This is a genomic window from Pseudomonas sp. 5Ae-yellow, from assembly GCF_014077575.1.
Lineage (GTDB): Bacteria > Pseudomonadota > Gammaproteobacteria > Pseudomonadales > Pseudomonadaceae > Halopseudomonas > Halopseudomonas neustonica.
The window spans coordinates 1-21,650 of sequence record NZ_JACGWE010000022.1 but is presented as its reverse complement, the minus strand read 5'-3'; the positions used below and the strand labels follow the sequence as shown (position 1 = coordinate 21,650).

The window sequence follows — 21,650 nt, the reverse complement described above, 5'->3', positions numbered from 1 at the left end:
CATGGAGCACAGCGCCAGCGCCATGCATCAGTCCCAGCAGCATGCAGCCAAGGCCGGTCAGCCTTGGCTGCAGCTGGAATCGATCGGCAAACGCTTCGGCAGTTTTCAGGCCTTGCAGGACGTCGCGCTGCAGATTCGTCCCGGTGAAATCCAGTGTTTACTCGGGGAGAACGGCGCGGGCAAGTCGACCCTCTGTAATCTGATATTTGGCGTACATGAGCCAACCGCCGGACAGATGTTACTCGATGGCGGTGTTTACCAGCCCCAGGGCCCGGCGGATGCCTTCGCCCAAGGCATTGCCATGGTGCACCAGCATTTCAGTCTGGTCTCTGATCTGAGTGTGGTCGACAACCTGTTGCTCGGGCAGGCGCATGGATTTTTACGGCGCGGCGCGATGGCTGACCGGGTTGCGCGCCTGGCCGAGCAGTATGGCTTGCAGTTGGACCCGCACGCACTGATCAGTACGCTCTCGGTGGGCGAACGTCAGCGGGTTGAGATCGTAAAGTGCCTGATGCGTGAACCGCGTCTGCTGGTGCTGGACGAGCCGACGGCGGTACTGCTGCCGGATGAAATTGATGCCTTGTTACGGGTCTGTCGGCGGGTCGCTGCGCAGGGCTGCAGTGTGCTGCTGGTGACGCACAAACTGGCGGAAATAAAGCAGGTGGCTGACCGGGTAACGGTGCTGCGTGGTGGTCGTATTGTGGCGCACTCGGAGCATCCGGCGGACGAGCTGGATGCCCTGGTGCAGGCGATGATTCAGCATGCGCCGGATAGCCCTGCGCCGCCTGCCGCTGCTGCATCCCGGTCAACGCGCCTGCAGGACGAGGTGCTGCAGGTAGATGGCCTGGGTGTTACCGATGTGCAGGGCGTAACGCGTCTGGATAACTTTACGCTGGTGCTCAATCGCGGCGAGATTATCGGCGTGGCCGGCGTTGAGGGTAATGGTCAGAGTGAGCTGGCGTCGGTGCTCTCGGGCATGAGCAGCCCGAGCCGAGGACGATTTTTCATCAACGGTGAGGAGCTCAGTGGTGCGTCGCCACAAGCGGTTACCCGTGCCGGAGTGGGTGTGGTGCCGGAAGATCGCCATGCAACGGGCTGTATCACCGACCTGAGCCTGGCGGAGAATATTTTCCTCAACCGGCTGCATGAGTTTCAGCGTTGGGGCTGCCTTGATCGCGCGGCAATGCGTGCGGCTGCCAGCGAGCTGATGCGGCGCTTTGACGTGCGTGCTGCCAGTGTCGACAGTCGCTTTGGCGGCCTCTCGGGTGGTAATCAGCAGAAAGCTGTCCTGGCGCGTGAACTTACTCTGCGCAACCTCACTTGTCTGATTGCCTCGCAACCTACACGCGGTCTGGATGTGGGTGCGGTACAGGCGGTATATGGCCATATTCGTGCGGCCCGTGATCAGGGGGTTGGGGTGCTGCTGATTTCCTCAGAACTGGATGAGCTGCTGACTGTGGCTGATCGTATTGTCGTGCTGTATCGCGGGCGCATCATGGGCAGTTGCCCGGCGCAGCCGGATCAGCGTGCTCGTATTGGTGCCATGATGGCGGGACAAACTCCATGAGCCTTTCGTTTTTGCAACGTGTGCCACAGCCGCTGCTGCGGCCATTGATTCCCCTGACCGCGGTGCTCATCGCATTGCTATTTGGTGTCGCCCTGGTAGCTGCGACCGGGGCCTCCGTCAGCGAGGCGCTGGGCGCTTTCGCCGAGGGCGCCTGGGGGTCACCCTATGCCATTGCCGCGTCGATAAACCGCTCGCTGGTGTTCGCCTTGGTAGGTATCGGTTTTGTCCTGGCCGAGCGTGCCAGGTTAATCAACGTAGGTGGTGAGGGGCAGATTGCAGTGGGTGGCATCGCTGCGACTGCGGTCAGCCTCTATGGTGGCGTAGCCGATCTGCCACTGGGGCTGGCATTTATTCTGCCGTTGCTGGCTGCTGCGCTGGCAGGCGGACTCTGGGGCGGTTTACCGGGCGTGCTCAAGGTCAAGGCCGGTACCAATGAGGTTATCAGCACTCTGATGCTGTCGTTCATTGGCATCTGGTTGCTTTACTGGTGTGTGCAGTCCAGCGCGCTTTTGCGTCAACCCATGTCCAATTCCGGAACATTGCCCGAGTCGCTCGAGATTCCGTCCAGCACCATGCTGCCGTTCTTTTTCGGTGATCCATCAATGCCTTTGCATGTCGGGCTCCCGGCGGTGCTGGTGATTGGCCCCTTGGTTGCGCTGGTGCTGTGGCGCACGCTATTTGGCATGCACCTGCGTTCAGTTGGGCTCAATCAACAGGCCGCACATCGTGCGGGTATGCCGATTGCACGCACGCTTATCCTGGCCATGTTCATCGCCGGCGCGCTGGGTGGTTTGGCTGGCGGCTTTATGTTGCAGGGCGAGCAGTATTCCCTGAAAGCGGGATTTTCCTCTGGCTTCGGTTTTGACGGCCTGGTGGTCGGGCTGTTGGCTCGGGGCTCTATTGCTGGGGTTTTTGCGGGTGCTTTGCTATTCGGCTTCCTGCGCTCGGGGGGGATCTACATGGAAATGGTGGCGCAGGTGCCTTCGGCGCTGGTGCTGGTAGTGCAAGGGGTGATCATTCTCACGCTGGCGGCCGTCACGTTGATTAATCGTCGTGGAGAAGCCGTATGAGCTGGGAAATGATGGCGGTATTCATAGGTTCAACCATACGTCTGGCTGCCCCCTTGCTGCTGAGTGCAACGGGTGAGCTGGTCAGTCAGCGTGCCGGTGTCCTGAACATGAGCCTGGAAGGCATGATGCTGACGGGCGCTTTCGCTGGCGCTCTGGCCTCCTGGTATACCGGTAACCCGTTGATCGGGTTGCTGTTCGGTACCCTCGCTGCCCTGCCAGTCGCGTTGCTGCAGGCGTTCTTCAGTATTACCCTGAAGGCTAATCAGATCGTTACGGGGATCGGCATCAATATTCTCGCGTTGGGTGCGACTACCCTGGCCTATCGAGAAATCTTCGGCAGCCGCTCCAGCGAAGCAATACCGGGTCTGAGCAAGTGGTCACCGCCTGTGCTGCGTGATATTCCGCTGTGGGGGGACCAGGTGTTTGATCAGGTTTGGTTGCTCTATCTGGGCGGGCTGATCATCCTTCTGACGGCGCTGGTAATGCACCGTACTGCACTCGGGCTGGCGCTGCATGCCTGTGGCGCCGAACCTCGAGCGGTCGACAAGTCCGGGCTGTCGGTTGCACGTCTGCGCTATCTGGCGGTCTTGTTCAGTGGTTTGATGGCGGGGCTTGCCGGTTGCTTTATCTCCATCGGAGACATCCATACCTTTACCGAGGGTATGACCAGTGGTGCCGGCTACCTGGCAATTGCCGCTATCATCTTCGGTAACTGGAAGCTCGGTCGTATGGTACTTGCCTGTTTACTGTTTGGTGCGGCAGCTGCGTTGAAGTTCTTTTTACCGGCGATCGGCATCCAGGTGCCCAATGCGCTGCTGATCATGTTGCCCTACGTGCTGGCGCTGATTGCTGTTGCGGGCCTGATCGGTCGTCAGACCGCGCCGGGCTCGCTGGCTCAGCCCTATAGTCGAAGCTGAACTCACCTCTGATAACTGGATGATCGACATGGAAGCTGCCCCCACCTCCCGCAGCGAAAACAAGCGCTCAAGGCCGCCGCGTAATGCTGCTGCCACACGCCAGCGGATCCTTGCGGCGGCGGTTGGCGAATTCGCGGCCAATGGCTTCAGTGGCGCGCGCATTGAAAATATCGCACGTGCCGGTAAGTCCAACATACGGATGATCTATCACCACTTTGGCAGCAAGGACCAGCTGTATATCGAGGTGCTTGAGCATGTGCTGGATCAGTTGCGTGAAGATGAGCTAGGTCTGGATTTCGAGCACGTCAGTCCGCGCGAGGGCGTGCACCGGATTTTCGACTTCATTCACGGTCACTTTGCCAGTCATCCTGAGCTGATGAGCCTATTGTCCTCAGAAAACCTTAACAAGGCAGCCTTTCTGCAACGGTCGACGCGCATCCCCGAACGCGCCTCGCCGGTGATTGCGGCGCTGGCTACCTTGCTACGGCGTGGCGCTGAGCTGGGGGTTTTTCGATCGGATGTTGATCCCCTGCACCTGTACGTGACTATTGTCAGTCTCGCGTACTTCCATCGCTCGAACGCCTATACCCTGTCACAGATATTTCGGCATGATCTGCTTGACCCTGCATGGCAGCTCCAGCATCGCGAGCAGGCACGCGAAATGGTTTTCGCTTTTCTGGCTCCGGTTAACGCGTAGAGCAAAAAACAAATTCCCATACAGGTTTTCGCTTGAGCTAGGGCGTGAGGCTGGAACGGGTCTTGCTTGCATTGCTAGCAATTAACACAACTATCGCTAGAGAAGAAGAGAGGTTGGCATGTTGGCTGAATCGCGCGCAGGCGTCATTTGTACTCCCCATTCCGAGGCCAGCGCCGCCGGCATGCGTGTTCTGGATGCGGGCGGCACGGCGATTGATGCCATGCTGGCGGCCAGCGCCATGTTGTCAGCGGTCTATCCACACATGACCGGGCTGGGTGGTGATGCACTGTGGATGATTCATGATCGCCGGGTGCGCACCATTGTGGGGATCGGCCAGGCAGGGCAGCTATTGCCCGATGGCGGCGTGATTGGCTTGCGCGGCCCTAGCGCTGTTGCCACAACGGCCGGTGCGCTGGCCAGTTGGCAGACGGCGCATAACATCAGCCGGGGCGAGTGGGGTTCACGCATGGGCTGGCAGGACTTGCTTGGTGAGGCTGCGCAGGTGGCGCGTGCGGGCGCCGAGGTGAGCGAATCACATTTATTTTGGCAGCAGCAGCGCCAGGCGCTGATCGAAACCCTGCCGGATCTCAAAGCGTTGTGCCAGGTGGATGGGCGCTGGTTGCAGGCTGGTGATCTTCTGCGTCAGCCGCAGTTGGCCAACACCCTTGAACAGTTGGCTCGCCATGGCGTAGAGGACTTTTACCACGGTGAGCTAGCCAGCGCCTTTGCCGAGTCCTTTAAGCGAATAGGCTGTGGGTTACGCCGTGAAGATCTCGCCGCTACCCGCGCCGAAGAGTGCGCGCCGCTGTCGATTCGCTATCGCCAGGGCACCTTGTATAACGTTGCGCCGCCCTGTCAGGGGCTTTACACCTTGCAGGCGATGGCGGCACTGCAGCACAAGGCGATAGCCGCATGCGGTAACGGCAGTGCGCGTTATTACCATTATCTGGTCGAGGCGATAAAGCAGGGATTGCTGCGGCGCAATGCCGAGCTCTGTGATCCTGGGTTCGTTGATTGGGACTATGCCGCCAGCCTCTCGGATGCTAGTGGTCGCGATTATGCCGCCATCATCGATGATCAACGGGCCGCTGCCTGGAGTGAGGAAGGGCGCCCGGCTGATACCATCTGGATGGCCGCGACCGACGCGCAAGGCCGCACTGCCTGCCTGATCCAGAGCCTGTTTCATGACTTCGGCTCTGGCTGCGTAATGGGCGATACCGGTGTGCTCTGGCAAAACCGCGCGGCCGGGTTCAATGCCGACCCGCAGCATGCCAACGCCTGGGCGCCGGGCAAACGACCGGCGCATACGCTGAATCCGTCTGCTTATCTGGCGGACGATGGCCGGCGCTTGTTCTTCGGTACCCAGGGTGGTGATGGTCAGCCGCAAACGCAGATGGTGCTGGCGACGCAGCTAGTGGACTTCGCGCAGCCGATAGACAAGGCGCTGCGTATGCCGCGTTTTCTGCTTGGCCGCAGCTTCTTCGACAGCACCGACAACCTCAAACTGGAGGCCGACATCGATCCTGCGGTAGTGGGCGAGCTGGCAGCGTTGGGGCATGAGGTAGAGGGTATTCCTGCGCTAAGCCCCTTTACCGGCCAGGCCGGTGCTATTGCCATCGAAACCGATGGGCGGCGCTATGCGATGCATGATCCGCGCGGGCAGGGGGCAGCCCTGGGTCAGCTCGGCTGAGGGGGGCGGGCCGGTTGTATCGGCAGTGTGCGTGGGGTCATAATATTGACCTGCAAGGTATCTCCCGCCGGCCTCCCGCCGGTGGGATCGACGAGAGAATCATGGTCGCGAAAATCCAAACCACTAAACAGGCGGAAGTGCAGCGTATCTTTGATGCGTTATCGCGGGCCATTGCCCAGCATCGCCTACGTCCCGGTACCCGTCTGGTCGAGGCGCAGATAGTCGAGGCGCTCAAGGCAAACCGTAATCATGTACAGAGCGCGCTGCAGCGACTGGCCTTGCAACGCATCGTCACCATTGAGCCGAACCGGGGCGCCCTGGTGTCGCAGCCCAGTGCTGGCGAAGCGCGTGATGTGTTTGTGGCGCGCCGCGCCATTGAGCGGGCGATTGTCGAGAGCATTACGCCTGAGGCTATGCGCAAGCATCAGCAGCGAGTCAGCAGCCACGTGAGTAACGAACGCAAGGCAACCGATTCGGATGACCGCCGCGACATTGTGCGCGAGTTGAGCGAGTTTCACCTGATGCTGGGTGACCTCAGCGGTAATCAGGTGCTGAGCGATATTCTCGCCAACCTGATGGTGCGCAGCTCACTTATCGTATCGCTGTATCAGCGTAACGACGTGCCGTCCTGCGCATCGGATGAGCACGAGGAGATTCTGTCTGCGTTGGCCCAGGGCGACCGTGAGCGCGCTGTGCGGGTCATGATCGAGCACCTCGATGAGCTGGAAAGCCAGCTCGATCTGAGCGAAGCGCCTGATCCCGAGGTTGATTTACGCCAGGCGCTGGCTGACCTCTAAGCCGGGCATCAAGAGCTGCGGCTGCTCACGGACAAAGGTCTGCCGGCCCGCCTTGAAGCCCATCGACGGGGCTTTGATCTGCGCCACTACAGCTGCCGCTGAGGGCGCATCAAACACCACAAAATCCGCCTTGCAGCCGGGCTTGAGTCCATAGTCCGGCAGTCGCAGCAGGCGTGCAGATTCCGTTGAAACCCAAGCCAGGCAGCGTAGCAATTCGGCCTCTGTGCCCAGCTGGCTGACGTTGGCAAACAGGTTGGCCTGACGCACCAATGACGCATCGCCGTAGGGCGTAAAAGGGTTGTCGATGTTGTTGGTCGAGAGCGAGCAGGTCACTCCGCACTGATCCAGCTGCGCCAGGGGCGCGAGGCCGCGCGGTTTGTTATGGAAGTGCTCGCGACCAGTAAGAAACAGGTCGGTGCTGGGTAGGCAGGTAACATTGACGCCGGCCTGCGCCAGTTGCGCACCCTTGCGCAGCAGTTCATCGCGCGGCAGCGCCGATAGCTTGGTCACGTGACCCACGGTCACCCGGCCCTGCCAGCCAAAGCGCTCGGTGCAGCTGATGACCTTATTCAGTCCCATTTGGTTGGGGTTGAGGTCAAAGTCGAGGTGAAAGTCCAGATCGCAATCGTGTTCCTGTGCCAGAGCAAACAGCCGTTCAATCTGGCCGTCCGGGTCGCTATCGGTATAGGGGCAGCCGCCGAGCAGGTCTGCACCCTGCTGCAATGCACGCACCAGCAGGGCCTCGGTGCCCGGATTGTTGAGCATACCTTCCTGCGGGAATACGCAAATCTGTAGGCTAATCGCCCACGCGTAGTCTTCACGTAGGCGCTGTACCGCATGCAGCCCGGTCAGTCCGATTTGGGGATCAATCTCCACATGCGTGCGCATGTGCGTGGTGCCTTGAATAATTGCCTGCTCCAGCACCTGCGCGCCGCGCTGATACACGTCGTCTTCGCTGAAGGAGGCCTTGGCCTGCCGGGTCTGCTCGACCGCTTCAGCGAGCGTGCCTTGCTGCAGATGGCAGCGGCTCATGATGCAGGCCTTGTCCAGATGAATGTGGGTTTCCAGCAGGCCGGGCAGCACCAGGCAGCCTTTGAGGTCGAGGGTGCCGGCTGACTGGCCGGGGCTGAAGCTGCTGACAAAATGTCCGTCTTCGATACGCAGTTCGCACAGTCCACTTTGGTCCGGCAGGCGGGCGTTGATTACCCGTAATACACTCATGCTACTGCTCCTTCACCCAGGTAGGCCGCTTCCAGCGCACTATCACCGCGTAGTTCTTCGGCGGTACCGGATTTGACGATGCGCCCGGTTTCCAGCACGTAGGCGCGATCCGCAACCTGCAGCGCCAGGTTGGCCATCTGGTCTACCAGCAGCAGGGTGACGCCTTCGTCGCGCAGCGCCGCCAGGGCGTCGTAGAGTTCGCCGATCATGGCTGGCGAAAGGCCAAGCGACGGCTCGTCGAGTAATAGAATCTTTGGCTTGGCCATCAGGCCGCGGCCCACTGCTACCATCTGCTGTTCACCGCCGGACAGCAGCCCGGCCGGGCTATCAATACGATCACGCAGGCGTGGAAAGCGGCGCAGGATGGCTTCGATCTCGGCATCGGCATCCACCTTGTCGGTGCGCGAAAAAGCGCCGAGCATCAGGTTGTCACGCACGCTCAGCTGCGGGAACATTTGTCGCCCTTCGGGCACCAGCGCCAGGCCGCGTGCGGCAATCTGGCTGGCGTCCAGGTGATGGATACTTTCGTCGTCCAGCAGGATAGAGCCGGAGGTGGCGGGATGCAGGCCCGCGAGACTTTGCAGGATGCTGGATTTGCCGGCGCCATTGGCGCCAAGAATGGCAATCAGCTCACCCGGATTGACCACCAGGTTGACCTTGTTGACCACCGGTGCGGCGCCATAGTCCAGTACTAAATCTTTGATATACAGACGTGCGTCACGTGAGCCTTTCCAGGGCTGCTCACGCGGCGTCGCCTGATAGCTGGTGCCGCCCAGATAGGCGGCGATCACGCGTTTGTCCTGGCGTACTTCGCTGGCGCTGCCCCAGGCGATCGGGCGGCCGGCATCGAGCACCAGAATGCGTTCGGAAACGGCCATCACCAGCGTCATGTCGTGCTCGACCAGAATCACCGCAATGCCATAACCAGCCAGTGTGTGAAATAGCGCCGCCAGTTGTTGGGTGTCCTGCTGGCCAAGTCCTGCCGCGGGTTCATCCAACAGCAGAACGCGCGGTCGGGAAGCCAGCGCGCGGGCAATCTCGACCAGCCGGCGATCCACGTGCGGCAGCTCATCCGCGAGGCTGTTGACCGAGCCGCGATAGCCAACCAGGGCCAGCAGCTGCAGCGCCAACGCACGCTGCTGGTCGCTGGCACCTTTGACGATATTGCCCAGGTGCCCCTGTTGCATGCCGGCCAATAGGTTGTCGAGCACACTCAACTCACCAAACAGCTGAGTGGTCTGGTAAGTGCGGGCAATTCCGGCGCGGGCCAGCTTCCACGCGGGGAGGCCGGCCACTTCGGTGTCCAGTTTGATGCTGCCGCTGTTGGGCGCATAAAAGCCACTGATCATGTTCAGCACAGTGGTTTTACCCGCGCCGTTCGGGCCGATAATGCTGGTGATGCTGCCGGGCGGCGCGCTGAAGCTGACGTCCTTGGCTGCCTGCACGCCGCCGAAGCGGATGCTGATGTCCTTTACCTCAAGCCCCTTGCTGGAAGGCGTATCGGCGAAAAAGGCACTCAACTGGTCCAGGTCGGGTTGCACCGGTGCGGGTTGTTGCACCGGCTTCAACCACAGCCGCGCCGCGCTACCGAGCACACCGCGTGGTGCCACCCAGAGCACGCCCAACAGCAGGCCGGAGAAGATCAGCAAACGGTATTCCGCAGCGCCGGACAGCGCCTCCGGCAGCAGCACGATCAGCAATGCGCCCAGTACCGGACCCATCACGGTGCCAGCGCCGCCCACTATCACCGCCAGGACAAAGAGAATCGACTGGGTAAATGGAAAGGACGCCGGATTGATGAACATCATCAGCGGCGAAACCACCGCGCCCGCCATACCGGTTAGCAGCGCCGAGAGAGCAAAGGCAAGCGTTTTGGTCTGCACCGGGTTGAAGCCCAGTGAGCGTGCGGCGATCTCGGATGCCTTGACCGCGCGCATGGCGCGGCCCCAACCGCTGTTGCGCAGCAGCTGGAAAAATACCAGCGCGCCGAGCATCAGCGCCGTGGAGATCAGTGCCAGTAATACGGCTGGATCGGTGTCGCCCAGGCTGGGCATGGGAATGCCCATCAGCCCGTTGGCGCCGCCAGTCAGGCTGCGCCACTCTACCAGCCCGTGATGCACTACCAGGGCAAAGGCAATAGTGATCATCGCCAGATAAGGCCCGTTGACCCGCAATGCCGGAATCGCCAGCAGACCGCCGGCGATGGCACACACCAGCCCGGCGGCAGGCAGCGCCAGCCAGAGTGAAATTCCTTGCATGGTCAGCAACGCCGACACGTAAGCGCCAATAGCGTAAAAGGCGATGTGCCCGAAAGAAATCTGCCCGCTCAACCCAATCAGGATATTCAGGCCAACGCCGACGACCACGGTCAGCGCAAAGAAGCTGAATACCAGCAGGGAGTAGCTGTCGAGCGTGAAGGCCATGATGACGCTGGCGATACCCAGTGCTGATACGCCGCTGGCCAGCAGAGTTTTGCTGTGTTTGCTCATACCTTCACCAGTGTTTTACTGCCAAACAGGCCGTTGGGGCGCAACGCGAGCGCCAGAATAACCAGTCCGAACGTGAAAATTTGCGTAAAGGCAGAACCGAAGTAAATGGTCACCATGGCCTCTACCAGACCAAACAGCAGGCCGGCGAGAAAGACGCCGCTGGCGCTGGATATCCCGCCGAGAATCGCCACGGCGAACGCCTTGAGGCCAAACAGCGTGCCCATCTCGGCGCTGATGTTGAATAGCGGTGCGATCAGCATGCCAGCAATCGCAGCGAAAACCGCCGAAACGGCAAAGGCGATAGCCACCACGCGATTGACGCGGATGCCCATCAACATGGCGGCTTGCGGATTTTGCACGCAGGCCTCCAGAACCTTGCCGAGCCGGGTGTAACGGCGCACCAGCAAGAGCGCTAGAGCAATCGCAGCGCCGATCACCGGGATTAGCATCTGCAATACGGAAATATTGGCGCCCAACAGGGTGACGCCGGTATTGGTCAGCTCAGAGGTGAACTGACGGGGTTCCTTGCCGAAGGTGAACATGGCCAAGTTGTCGACCAGAATGCCTGCCGCCACTGTCGCCATCAGCCAGGCTTCAGAGCCACGTGAGCTGAACGGTCGGACCAGAAAGCGTTCGACCGCCAGACCATACACTGCACACAGGGTCAGGGTCATCGGGACTGCCAGCCAGATCGGCCAGCCCCAGGTGATGTGGAAACTGTAACCCAGTACAGCGCCTACCATCATCGCGCTGCCCTGGGCGAAGTTCACCGTGCGCGAGACCACGTAGGTAATATGAAAGCCCAGCGCGAGCAGGGCATACATACTGCCCAGGCCGAGACCGCTGATAAGGGCGGCGGTAATCATCTGCATGCTCCTTTAAGGCGGCGCCAGGTAGTGCGCGCCACCGGATTACGGTTTACCGGTCAGGGTTTGACTGGAACGATGCTGCCGTCGACAAAGTGGGTGAAGATGTAATCCTGCGGCCCCAGCGCGTCGTGCTGCTCGGCTGTGAATGGCTGCTTATAGTCCTTGATCAGGCCTTGGTACTCGTCAATCGCATAGAACCCATCGCGTACCGCAGTGCCCTCAGTGTTGCCGGCCTTTTCGATCGCCAGTGCCGCCAGGTGCATACCGTCGTAGGCGTTGGCGATACCCACAGCAGGGGTGATGTCAGCCAGCGTTTCTATCTCGGGGTAAGTGGATTTCAGTGCGCTTAGCACCTGGTCACCCTTGGCACTGTTGTGGTCGGTAAACACATAGGTCTGGATGAAGTGCACACGGCTGGCATTGGGACCGGCCAGCTCACTGAAACGGCCACCGGCCGGACCCCAGTGCGAGACCACGGGTACGTCCCACTCCATGCGGTCGAGCGACTTGACCACTTGCGCGGAGGGGCCAACGTTGCCAACCATCAGCAGGGTATCGGCACCGGCGTTTTTCAGGCGGGTCAGCTGGGGGATGACATCCAGGTCGCTGGACTCGATCCGTTCGATACCGGCGTAAGGCATGTCGCGGGTTTCCAGCGCATGGCGAAAGCCCTTTTCGTTGGATTCACCCCAGGGGTTGTTGATCAGCAGCATGCCTGGCTTCTGCATGTTGTATTCATCAATGCCGTATTGCACCAAGGCTTCATCGACGATCTCATCCATGGCTGAAACGCGGAACACGTAATTATCTGCGGCGCCGTTCTGCGTGATGCCGGTGCCAGCAGCCCAAATACCCATGAATGGCACTTTCATCTGGTTGGCCAGTGGCACAATAGCCAGGGAAACCGGCGTATCCAGGCCACCAAAAAGCACGGTTACCTCTTCCCGCTGTATTAGTTCACGGGCGGCCAGCATGCCCTTGGCCGGGTTGCTTTCGTCATCGCGGCGGATCAGCTCAACGGGCTGGCCGAGGATGCCACCAGCGGCGTTGATTTCGTCGATGGCAATGGTCAGGCCACGGGTCAGCGCCTCACCCGACTTGGCAGATTGGCCCGACAGCGCGGCAACCAGGCCCACCTTTATTGCCTCGGCGGCTTGTGCCGGGCTCAGTACCAGCAGGCTTAAAGCAGTGACAGCAGCGGCCTGAGGCCAGCGGCGGCGCAGTGGTTTGAGTAGCTTGAACATGTGTTTCTCCTGGATGGCTAGCATTTGTACGATATTTGCTAGCAAAATGGAGGCCATGCTTAAAAAGCGGATAAAACGGCGTTTTTTGCAGGCTTTCTGCGTTTTTTCGCACTCACGTGGTGCGTTGTGCACTGAATGCAGGCAATGGACAACAGCATCCAGCTGGGTCACACATTGATTCAAGAAGAGGCAGGCAATGAGTTCTGAAAATAAAGCAGTACAGATTGTGAACGATTTTCTGGCGGCATCTATGGCGCCAGACCCCGTCAAGGCGGCTACCTATATGAGTAGTGATGTGCGCATCACCTTTACCGGAGGCCGGGTCATGCCGTCGGCGACGGAGATCACCGCATTCAATGCCGCGCGCTATAACTGGGTAAAGAAAGAACTGGGCCAGTTTGACTGGACCGAGCACGCCGATTACACCGTGGTGTACTCCAACGGCACGCTCTACGGCGAATGGCCCGATGGCAGCAGCTTCAGCGGTAACCGCTATCTGGACCGATTTGAGGTGCGAGACGGCAAGATCACGCGTATGGATGTCTGGAATGACAGCGCCGAGTGGATTCTCGCGCCCGAGGTCGCCAAACCCTAACGCTGCGGCGCGCTGAGCGGTTGCTGCACATGGTCGGGCAGATCACCAAAGGCGCTGGGCGTGACGCCCAGGTGTTTGCGGAAGGCGGCAATAAACGCTGAGGTGGAGTCGTAGCCGCAGGCCAGTGCTACATCGGTTACTCGCTCTCCCTGTTGCAGCAGGGGCAGGGCGCTGAGCAGTCGCAGGCGCTGGCGCCAAGCGCGGAAAGTGAGGCCGGTGTGCTGCTGGAACAGACGTGTCAGGGTTTTTTCCGACAGCGCCAGGTGGCTGGCCCAGTCGGCTAACCTGTGCGGTAGATCAGGTGTCTCATACAGCGCCTCGCACAATGGTTGCAGGCGCGGATCAGCCGGCCAGGGCAGATAAAGCCCGGATTCGGCGGCTGCCTGCAACTGGTCCAACAGCACCGCAACCAGGCGCCCGTCTGCGCTGTGCTCGTCGTACTCGGCAGGCAGGCCACCAAATTGACTGATCAACTCGCGGGTCAACGGGTTAATCTCCAGCACCTTGCAGTGGCTGGCTGCCCAAGGGATGGCGCTGCGGTCGATGTACAGGCTGCGCATTTCGGTTGCTGGCGAGCTGATCACCGCGTGCGGCAAATCAGGCGGCACCAGAATCGCCCGTTGCGGAGGCGCGAGAAAACGCCCGCGTTGCGTATGCACCGAAAGCACCCCGCGAATTGCGTAGGATAACTGCGCCCAGGGATGGCTATGCCACTCCGTTGCGGCGCTGCGCTGCAAGGATTCCACTCGGGCGTAGAGCGGCCTCGGCAAGCTACCTAAGGCGGGTACCGCACGATGGATTGGTAGGCTTTGTCCGTTTCTCGACATTGTGTGGTCAGATCGCGTTAGTCGGTCGTGATGGTAGACAGTAAACTTCGGCCTTGTGCAGTGGCAAGCCCCATCATAAAAAGAGAGTTGATTATGGCCAGACCCCGTTTTCTCCCCGACAACATGACCCTGTGTCTGATTGCAGTGGTTATCGCCGCGAGCCTGTTTCCGGTCAGCGGCCAGGCAGCGGTGGCCTTTGATGGGCTAACCAATGCGGCTATTGCGCTGCTGTTCTTTATGCATGGCGCCAAGCTGTCGCGCCAGGCGATTATTGCCGGTATGGGCCATTGGCGCCTGCATTTGCTGGTGTTTGGCTGCACCTTCCTGTTGTTTCCGTTACTCGGGCTGGGTCTTAAACCGGTGTTGCTACCGCTGGTAGGCGATGAACTCTATCTGGGCCTGCTGTTTCTCTGCGCTTTGCCGGCCACTGTGCAATCGGCCATCGCTTTTACCTCATTGGCACGCGGTAATGTTGCCGCCGCCGTCTGTAGCGCGGCCACCTCCAGTCTGCTGGGCATCTTTGTGACGCCCTTGCTAGTGTTGCTGATGATTGGTGCCCAGGCGGGCGAATCCAATACGCTGGATGCCATCGGCAAGATCGTGGTGCAATTGCTGCTGCCCTTTATTGCCGGTCAGATCGCCCGTCGCTGGATTGGTGACTGGGTTACCCGCAACAAGGGTTGGCTCAAGTCGGTGGACCAGGGCTCCATTTTGTTGGTGGTGTTTGGTGCCTTTAGCCACGCAGTGGTGGAGGGTATCTGGCAGCAGGTGCCACTGGTTCAACTGGCTGGTCTGGTGGTGGCGTGCTGTCTGCTGCTGGCGCTGGTGCTGCTTATTGTCAGCTTTCTGGCCCGCCGCGCCGGGTTCAATACCGAGGATCGCATCACCATACTGTTCGCCGGCTCAAAAAAGAGCCTGGCGACTGGCGTGCCCATGGCCCAGGTGCTGTTTGCGGGGGGTGCCATTGGCGCGCTGATTCTGCCGCTGATGCTGTTTCACCAGATTCAGTTGATGGTGTGTTCAGTGCTGGCCGAGCGTTATGCCCGGCGACCTGAGGTAGAAGCGCCGCTGGCGGAAGTCTGAGGGGCCGGCGAGCTAGAAGCTAGAAGCTTAAACCCGCACCGGTCGAGTTGGTTTTGAATTCCCTCGAGCACTCACTCGAGGGAATTATCGCAAGAAACACCAAAATGTGGACTAATGTCACTCGCTTTCAGCGAGGCGCCAGACTCTACTCTTCCAGCTGAAAGCTTCCAGCTTCCAGCTGAAAGCTAACTGACCACCCGATAACAGGGCACATAGTCAGCGCCGCCCGGCAGCTTCATCCGGTGTTGACTGACGAACGCCTGCAGTAGGCGGTCTAGCGGCTGCATTACCGCTGCATCGCCATGAATCTCGTATGGTCCATGCTGCTCGATGCGGCGAATACCTTTGTCCTTCACGTTGCCGGCGACTATGCCGGAAAAGGCGCGGCGCAGGTTGGCGGCCAATTCGTGTGGGGGCAGGTCACGGCTTAGTTGCAGGCTGGCCATGTTTTCGTGGGTTGGGTCGAAGGGACGCTGAAAGCTTTCCTCAATACGCAGTAGCCAGTTGAAGTGAAAGGCGTCGTTACGTTCGCGGCGGAAGCCCTCGACATCACGCAGACCCCGGGTCATTTGCCGTGCTACTTCCGCCGGGTCGTCGATGATCATCTGATAGTGCTGTTGCGCAGACTCACCCAAGGTCGCGCCGACAAATTCGTGCAGTTGTTGCAGGTAGGCTTTGGCACTGGTCGGGCCGGTCAGAATGACCGGGAAAGGCAGCTCTTTATTGGCCGGGTGCATCAAGATCCCCAGCAGGTAGAGAAACTCCTCGGCCGTGCCGGCGCCGCCGGGGAAGATGATGATGCCGTGGCCCACGCGTACGAAGGCCTCCAGGCGCTTCTCTATGTCCGGCAGAATAACCAGTTCGTTGACGATCGGGTTGGGCGCTTCGGCGGCAATGATGCCCGGCTCGGTCAGGCCCAGATAACGACCTTCCAGAATCCGCTGTTTGGCGTGGGCGATGGTGGCGCCCTTCATTGGGCCCTTCATCACGCCCGGCCCGCAGCCGGTGCAGATATCCAGGCTACGCAGCCCTAGCTCGTGGCCGACCTTCTTGGTGTACTTGTACTCTTCAGTGCTGATCGAATGACCGCCCCAGCACACCACCATTTTTGGTTCTACGGCCGGGCGCAGCGTGCGTGCGTTGCGCAGCAGGTGGAAGACGTAATCGGTGATGCCTTCGGAGCTGCTCAGATCAATACGCTGGCTTTCCAGCTCGCTCTCGGTGTAGACGATATCGCGCAGCGCGCTGAACAGCATCTCGCGGGTGCTGGCGATCATCTGGCCATCGACGAAGGCATCGGCCGGTGCGTTTACCAACTCCAGGCGAACACCCCGATCCTGCTGGTGAATATAGACGTCGAAATCCTCGTAGGCTTCGAGAATAGTCTTGGCGTTATCCACATGGGCGCCAGTATTGAGGATCGCCAGTGCGCACTGACGAAACAGGCGATAGGTACTGCCGGAGCCGGCGGCGCTGAGCTGTTGTACTTCACGTTGCGATAGGGTTTCCAGGCTGCCCTTGGGGCTGACTGAGGCATTGATAACGTTCTTTGCTGGCATGCGGTATTCCTGAGGTAACGATCGCAATGGCCTGTGGGTGCGAGTGCGCGACAGGCGCTGGCGGTGATGTTTGCATTGTCTATGGCTGGCGGGCTGGAAAGCAATGGTTCTGGCACGCTGTGCTGGCGGGTTGCGTGCGGGTTGACAGGAGAGAGTTGTTAAATGATGATCATAATTCAATGGTTGTCGTGACCTGTCATGCTGCGCGTGGTGGGGTCAGTGGTCGGCGATCTGTTGGGTTCTGCCGGTAGGGCAGGGTTCACCCTCAGACCAGGAGTCATTATGAATACCATCGCAGCATTACCCTTGGCCGACACGCACGCCGCACTCTGCGCCTTCGAGGCCGTGGTTGAGCACCATTACGCCCTGAACGACCGCGTGCGCATCCATTACGCCGCGGCTGGCGCCGGCCCATTACTGGTTTTCTTGCACGGCTTTCCCGATCACTGGCTGGGCTGGTGGCAGGTGATGGACAAGCTGCGCGCGGACTATCGCGTGGTGGCGCTCGACATGCGTGGCTACAACCTGAGCGACCAGCCCGCTGAGCAACAGGCTTATGCCGTCAGCGAACTGGTCATGGATGTACAAGCGGTGGTCAGCCATGAGGACGCTGAACGGGCGACCATCATCGGCCACGATTGGGGCGGCTTCGTGGCCTGGCATGTGGCAATGGACGCGCCAGCGATTGTCGAGTCGCTGGTAGTACTGAACATGCCGCACCCGTGGGCAATTTCACGTGAGCTGGCCAGCAACCCGGCGCAGCAGAAAGCCAGCGAATACGTGAAGTTGTTCAGTCATCCGCAGTCGCACCTGCAGTTCCCCCGTGAGCGTTTGGCGGCCTGGGTCAACGACCCCGCCTTCAAGACGCGGCAGCAGCAGGCCATGGATAACTCATCGCTCAATGGCATGCTCAATTACTACCGAGTGAACTGGCCGACGCCACCCTGCCGTCAGCACGCCGCGCCGCCGCCCAAGGTGCACGCACCCACCCTGCTGATGCATGGCCTGCAGGACCCCTACGCGCTGCCCGCTGGCCTGAATGACGTGTGGCAGTGGGTCGACAATGAGCTGGATATTTACACCCTGCCAGAGGCTGCGCATTTCATTCAGCATGATCATGCCCCAGCGGTCACGGCGCGGTTGCAGCAATGGTTGGCGCGCCGGGGGTAACCGGCTGCGCGGGGCGGGCGCTGCCGCTATATTGGCCAGCGCCGCTTACACTGCTTTCCGGCGGCAGGCCGTCGGAACGTCAACACAGCTGTGGCGTCAGGTCCGCTGGTTTTTATCCTGGCTCTGCGCTGCGTAAAGCAGCCTTTGAAAGCCCAGAAAGGTCTCGCGGATCGTTGCCGTTGAGCCCAATTCACTCGCCGCATCGCTGATGGTGTTGTATTTCAGCTCGATCAGGCTGCGCATCTTTTTCGGTGATAACTCCGCTACACCGTCTTCGATGTATTTGCTCAGCACAAAATCGATGAATTCCTGCTGTTTGTAGTTGCTGTAGGCCTGAGCGATGGCGGGTTTGGCGCTGTGTACCCGCTCTGTGCGGGTGTGGGTTTCGGCGGCATAGGCCACGTAGGCCAGCACGTCGTAGACGTCGCTGTCTTTGGCGTCGATGAGTTCTTTCATGCTGTCCAGCTGTTCTTCGCCGTAACCGGCCTCACTCAGGTCTTCGAGCAGCTTCTCGCGAGTGGTAGGGTCGCTCCATATCTGGCGCAGTTGGTCTTCGTCGCTGAAGAACTGGGGAATCTCGCCAAACAAACGCTCGATAAATTCCCTGGCGGTAATCGGCTTGCCCTCGGGGCTCCAGTACAGCGCCGAGGCGATGTGTTTGATGCTGCGCGTTTTGCCGTCGCTCAGATGAATAACCAGTTTCTCAGGTTTATCGCACGCGCAGGGGGATGCACCGCATACCGCGCATGGCTGACCGGCACACACACAAGGGTTGTGCCCACATTCCGCGCAGCCTGCTGCTGGGCAGCGGCAGGGCGCCTGCTCACAAACCGGGCAGGCCGTTACGCAGTCACAGGGATTAAAGCCACAAATAGCGCAGGGCTCTTTGGGGCAGGAGCAGGGGTTGTGGCCGCAGGTTGCGCAGTCTTTACCTTCTGGCGGCAGCGGCTCGCCATCCCACGCCGGGTCGGCAAAGTTGTAGTGGGCTTTGACGAAGTCGTAAATGGTGAAATAGTCCTTGCCGTCGTACAGACGGGTGCCGCGACCGATGATTTGTTTGAACTCGATCATGTTGTTGCAGGGGCGCATCAGCACGATATTGCGCACGTTGCGGGCATCCACGCCGGTGGAGAGTTTGCGCGAGGTGGTGAGAATGGTGGGGATGGTTTTTTCGTTGTCCTGAAATACCTTCAGGTCACTCTCCCCGGCGCTGCCATCGTTGGCAGTCACGCGCACGCAGTAGCCGGGGTTGCTGGTCCATTTCTTCTCTACCGCGTACTGGTTAATAAAGTCCCGCACCATGCCGGCGTGTTCCTGGGTGGCGCAGAAGACGATGGTTTTGTCATGCGGGTTGATGCGATCCATCCAGTAGCGCACGCGCATCTGCTCGCGCTGGGGGATGGTGATAATGCGGTTGAAGTCCGCCTCTTTGTAGATGCGGCCCGGTTCCGGCTGGCCCTTGATTACCACGCCGTCTCCGGGGGTATAAACGTACTCGTCCAGGGTGCCGACGATGGGCAGCACCTTGAACGGCGTGAGAAAGCCGTCGTTAATGCCTTCTTTCAGGGCGTAGCTGTAAACCGGCTCGCCAAAGTAGCTGTAGGTATCGGCATTCACCGTGCGCTTGGGCGTGGCGGTCAGGCCCAGCTGCACGGCGGGGGCGAAGTAATCAAGAATATCGCGCCAGCTGCTCTCGTCGTTGGCGCCGCCACGGTGACACTCGTCGATGATGATGAAGTCGAAGAAGTCTTCGGGGTATTGGCCGAAGTAGGGCGTCTTGTTGCCGTGCTCGTCTTCCGGCCCGCTCATAAAGGTCTGGAAGATGGTAAAGAAAACGCTGGCATTCTTGGGCACCGCGCCCAGTTTTTTTACCTCGCCCGGTTCAATGCGCACAATGGCATCTTCACCAAAGGGGCCAAAGTCGTTAAACGCCTGATTGGCCAGTACGTTGCGGTCGGCCAGAAACAGAATGCGCGGGCGTTTTTTGGCGGCAGCGGGGTGGGTTTGCGCGTGCAGGCTCCAGCGACTGTGGAACAGTTTCCAGGCGGCTTGAAAGGCGATGCAGGTTTTGCCGGTGCCGGTAGCGAGCGTCAACAGAATACGCTGCCGGCCCTGAGCGATGGCTTCCAGCGCGTTGTTGATGGCGTTTTCCTGATAGTAGCGGGGCTGCCAGTCGCCTTTACACTCAAAGGGAATCTGGGCAAAGCGCTGGCGCCACACGGCGGCAAAGTCCGGCTCGGGCAGGGCGCCGGGTTTATGGCTGGGGTCAAAGGTCAGCTGCCACAGCTCATCCGGGCTTAAAAAGCGCTCTACCAGCTTTTCTTCACCGGTGAGCATATCCATCTGGTAGATATCGTGGCCGTTGGTGGCGTAGCCAAAGCGGCACTGCAGGCGCTGGGCGTAGTCTTTGGCCTGGCGCACGCCCTCGGTATAACTCAGGCTCTCTTTCTTGGCCTCAATCGCCGCCAGCTTGCGGCCCTGATACTCCAGCACATAATCACTGCTCAGTGCCGAAGCACGCTTGCCGCGGCCGATGATCCGGCCCTGGGTAATCGACCACTCACGGCGGATATAGCTGTGTTCCACCAGCCCCCAGCCCGCCGCGACCAGTTTGGGGTCGATCAGGTTGGCTCTGGTATCGGCTTCGTTCATGGTCATAAGTAATGCATCCCTGCGTCTGAGTCTTGGCTAGTGGGCTCGGTTTTTAATTGAATAAGTGGAGTGAATCATCAGACCGCCACCTCGCTGCCTTTGGTCAGTTCACCGGAGAAGGTTTTTTGAAGCAAAGACTTTTTTAATTCGCCTAGATTTTTCAATTTATTAGAGTAAATGCTCTTCAGTTCTTTAACCTTAAATTCTACCCTCTCCAGATCGTCACAAATTTTCTGTTGCTGCTCTATAGGAGGAAGCAAAATTGGAATCTCACGCATAGTTACAGTTGATAGATTTGCTTGACGAGTACCATTCGCCGTTGAATAAAGCTCATCCAGGAAACCTCTTGAGCGGAGCGTTCTAAGCAGGAACCGCTTATCTATTTTTGAATAATCAATTTTTATAATCTTGGCTATTCGCTGATTTAAAAGCAGGTTTCTTTCGGTGTTAGGTATTTCGACAGTAAAACCATAATCTTCCTTGCCGACAGTTCCCGTTAAAGAGATGATCAAGTCACCGCTATCCAACGCAAACTGACTGTATTCTTTAAAGAAGGAGTCAGGATAAAACGATGGTTTTCTATTCAGATCGAGAATATTTTTATACAAATTTCCCATGCGAATTAATTGTGTGTTGGAATTGGAAATTGCATCTCTGCTTTTGAACGCAAAGCCATTTTGAAAGTCACAAACAGACCCGAGAGTGGTGTCAACCCACCCCACCCCACGCTGGCTAAACACCTGCTGCAAATAGCTTTCGAACAGTTCGCGGGCATTCTTGAGGTTTTGTTCGGTTAAGGCGCGAGCTTTGTCGATGTCGGCAAAGGCCTGGTCGAGTATGGCGACGATGCGTTTTTGTTCGGGTATTGTCGGGGCTGGCACCTTAATTTCTTTCAGTATTTTAACTGATGCCATATTTTGAATAGCTACGCCTTGCGATAATGACTCGATTTGCTCTTGAAAATTTTGACTTTCCATCCAAAGCTTTAAGAATTGAGCATCTAAGGTCTCGCTGGGACTAAGCTTTAATAGCGCTTGATTGATAATTCCTCGGGGTATAGACGGGGGAACGATCGCTGGGACTGTCAGGTTTTTTGTGTTCGGGCTCTTAACGGCCTGCCATCAGGTAGGCCTTCACTTACCAGGTTGGCCTGGTGAAACGATCTTCATACAGGATCGCAAACTGGTTCATAGCGGCTTTCCA

Annotated in this window: 17 protein-coding genes; 9 read left to right on the top strand and 8 right to left on the bottom strand. The window is 59.2% G+C overall.

The window, feature by feature from the left end; translation table 11 throughout:
• Window position 1: 1 nt before the first annotated feature.
• The 6 genes from H4J77_RS13345 (at window position 2) to H4J77_RS13320 (ending at window position 6,738) form a co-directional block, all read left to right on the top strand.
• Window positions 2–1,567, top strand: a complete 1,566-nt coding sequence (locus H4J77_RS13345; RefSeq protein WP_220469363.1) for an ABC transporter ATP-binding protein — start codon at window positions 2–4, stop codon at window positions 1,565–1,567.
• Window positions 1,564–2,637 (top strand): ABC transporter permease, encoded by a 1,074-nt coding sequence (locus tag H4J77_RS13340; protein WP_182248814.1) that lies wholly within the window; start codon window positions 1,564–1,566, stop codon window positions 2,635–2,637. The genes H4J77_RS13345 and H4J77_RS13340 overlap by 4 nt, the downstream gene beginning before the upstream one ends.
• Window positions 2,634–3,554 carry an ABC transporter permease gene (locus tag H4J77_RS13335; protein ID WP_123889543.1) on the top strand — a complete coding sequence of 307 codons (921 nt, stop codon included), beginning with the start codon at window positions 2,634–2,636 and terminating at the stop codon, window positions 3,552–3,554. Before H4J77_RS13340 ends, H4J77_RS13335 begins: the two co-directional genes overlap by 4 nt.
• Before the next feature lie 28 nt (window positions 3,555–3,582).
• Window positions 3,583–4,251, top strand: a complete 669-nt coding sequence (locus tag H4J77_RS13330) for a TetR family transcriptional regulator (protein WP_123889544.1) — start codon at window positions 3,583–3,585, stop codon at window positions 4,249–4,251.
• A gap of 118 nt (window positions 4,252–4,369) precedes the next feature.
• On the top strand, window positions 4,370–5,941 hold the full coding sequence (locus H4J77_RS13325; protein WP_182248812.1) for a gamma-glutamyltransferase family protein: 1,572 nt from the start codon (window positions 4,370–4,372) through the stop codon (window positions 5,939–5,941).
• Between the two features lie 101 nt (window positions 5,942–6,042).
• Window positions 6,043–6,738: a GntR family transcriptional regulator gene (locus tag H4J77_RS13320; RefSeq protein ID WP_182248810.1), complete on the top strand. Its 696-nt coding sequence runs from the start codon at window positions 6,043–6,045 to the stop codon at window positions 6,736–6,738.
• On the opposite strand, the gene H4J77_RS13315 is transcribed toward H4J77_RS13320, so the two are convergent.
• From H4J77_RS13315 to H4J77_RS13300, 4 genes are read right to left on the bottom strand one after another with little or no spacing between them, the layout of a single operon-like run.
• Window positions 6,712–7,959, bottom strand: a complete 1,248-nt coding sequence (locus tag H4J77_RS13315; protein WP_182248808.1) for an amidohydrolase family protein — start codon at window positions 7,957–7,959, stop codon at window positions 6,712–6,714. The two genes, H4J77_RS13320 and H4J77_RS13315, sit on opposite strands and share 27 nt — an antisense overlap.
• Window positions 7,956–10,448 (bottom strand): branched-chain amino acid ABC transporter ATP-binding protein/permease, encoded by a 2,493-nt coding sequence (locus tag H4J77_RS13310; RefSeq protein ID WP_182248806.1) that lies wholly within the window; start codon window positions 10,446–10,448, stop codon window positions 7,956–7,958. The genes H4J77_RS13315 and H4J77_RS13310 overlap by 4 nt, the downstream gene beginning before the upstream one ends.
• A complete protein-coding gene (locus H4J77_RS13305) occupies window positions 10,445–11,314 on the bottom strand; it encodes a branched-chain amino acid ABC transporter permease (protein ID WP_182248804.1) in 870 nt (289 codons plus the stop codon). The genes H4J77_RS13310 and H4J77_RS13305 overlap by 4 nt, the downstream gene beginning before the upstream one ends.
• 59 nt (window positions 11,315–11,373) lie before the next feature.
• The gene (locus tag H4J77_RS13300; RefSeq protein ID WP_182248803.1) at window positions 11,374–12,561 is read right to left on the bottom strand and encodes an ABC transporter substrate-binding protein; all 1,188 of its coding nucleotides are present in this window, start codon (window positions 12,559–12,561) and stop codon (window positions 11,374–11,376) included.
• A gap of 196 nt (window positions 12,562–12,757) precedes the next feature.
• Here H4J77_RS13300 and H4J77_RS13295 point away from each other — a divergent pair, with 196 nt between their 5' ends.
• A complete protein-coding gene (locus H4J77_RS13295) occupies window positions 12,758–13,156 on the top strand; it encodes a nuclear transport factor 2 family protein (protein ID WP_182248802.1) in 399 nt (132 codons plus the stop codon).
• Here H4J77_RS13295 and H4J77_RS13290 read toward each other — a convergent pair.
• Window positions 13,153–13,983, bottom strand: coding sequence for a helix-turn-helix transcriptional regulator (locus H4J77_RS13290; RefSeq protein ID WP_182248801.1), 831 nt, complete (start codon window positions 13,981–13,983; stop codon window positions 13,153–13,155). The two genes, H4J77_RS13295 and H4J77_RS13290, sit on opposite strands and share 4 nt — an antisense overlap.
• Before the next feature lie 93 nt (window positions 13,984–14,076).
• Here H4J77_RS13290 and H4J77_RS13285 point away from each other — a divergent pair, with 93 nt between their 5' ends.
• On the top strand, window positions 14,077–15,066 hold the full coding sequence (locus H4J77_RS13285) for a bile acid:sodium symporter family protein (protein ID WP_182248800.1): 990 nt from the start codon (window positions 14,077–14,079) through the stop codon (window positions 15,064–15,066).
• A 185-nt stretch (window positions 15,067–15,251) separates the two neighbouring features.
• On the opposite strand, the gene ppnN is transcribed toward H4J77_RS13285, so the two are convergent.
• Window positions 15,252–16,625: a nucleotide 5'-monophosphate nucleosidase PpnN gene (gene ppnN / locus H4J77_RS13280; protein ID WP_182248799.1), complete on the bottom strand. Its 1,374-nt coding sequence runs from the start codon at window positions 16,623–16,625 to the stop codon at window positions 15,252–15,254.
• 282 nt (window positions 16,626–16,907) lie between these two features.
• Here ppnN and H4J77_RS13275 point away from each other — a divergent pair, with 282 nt between their 5' ends.
• On the top strand, window positions 16,908–17,795 hold the full coding sequence (locus H4J77_RS13275) for an alpha/beta fold hydrolase (RefSeq protein WP_182248798.1): 888 nt from the start codon (window positions 16,908–16,910) through the stop codon (window positions 17,793–17,795).
• 96 nt (window positions 17,796–17,891) lie between these two features.
• Here the strand turns inward: H4J77_RS13275 and hsdR are convergent, their stop codons facing one another.
• Window positions 17,892–20,453: an EcoAI/FtnUII family type I restriction enzme subunit R gene (gene hsdR / locus H4J77_RS13270; RefSeq protein ID WP_182248797.1), complete on the bottom strand. Its 2,562-nt coding sequence runs from the start codon at window positions 20,451–20,453 to the stop codon at window positions 17,892–17,894.
• Window positions 20,454–20,524: 71 nt separating this feature from the next.
• Window positions 20,525–21,490, bottom strand: a complete 966-nt coding sequence (locus tag H4J77_RS13265) for a restriction endonuclease subunit S (protein ID WP_310734979.1) — start codon at window positions 21,488–21,490, stop codon at window positions 20,525–20,527.
• Between the last annotated feature and the right edge of the window lie 160 nt (window positions 21,491–21,650).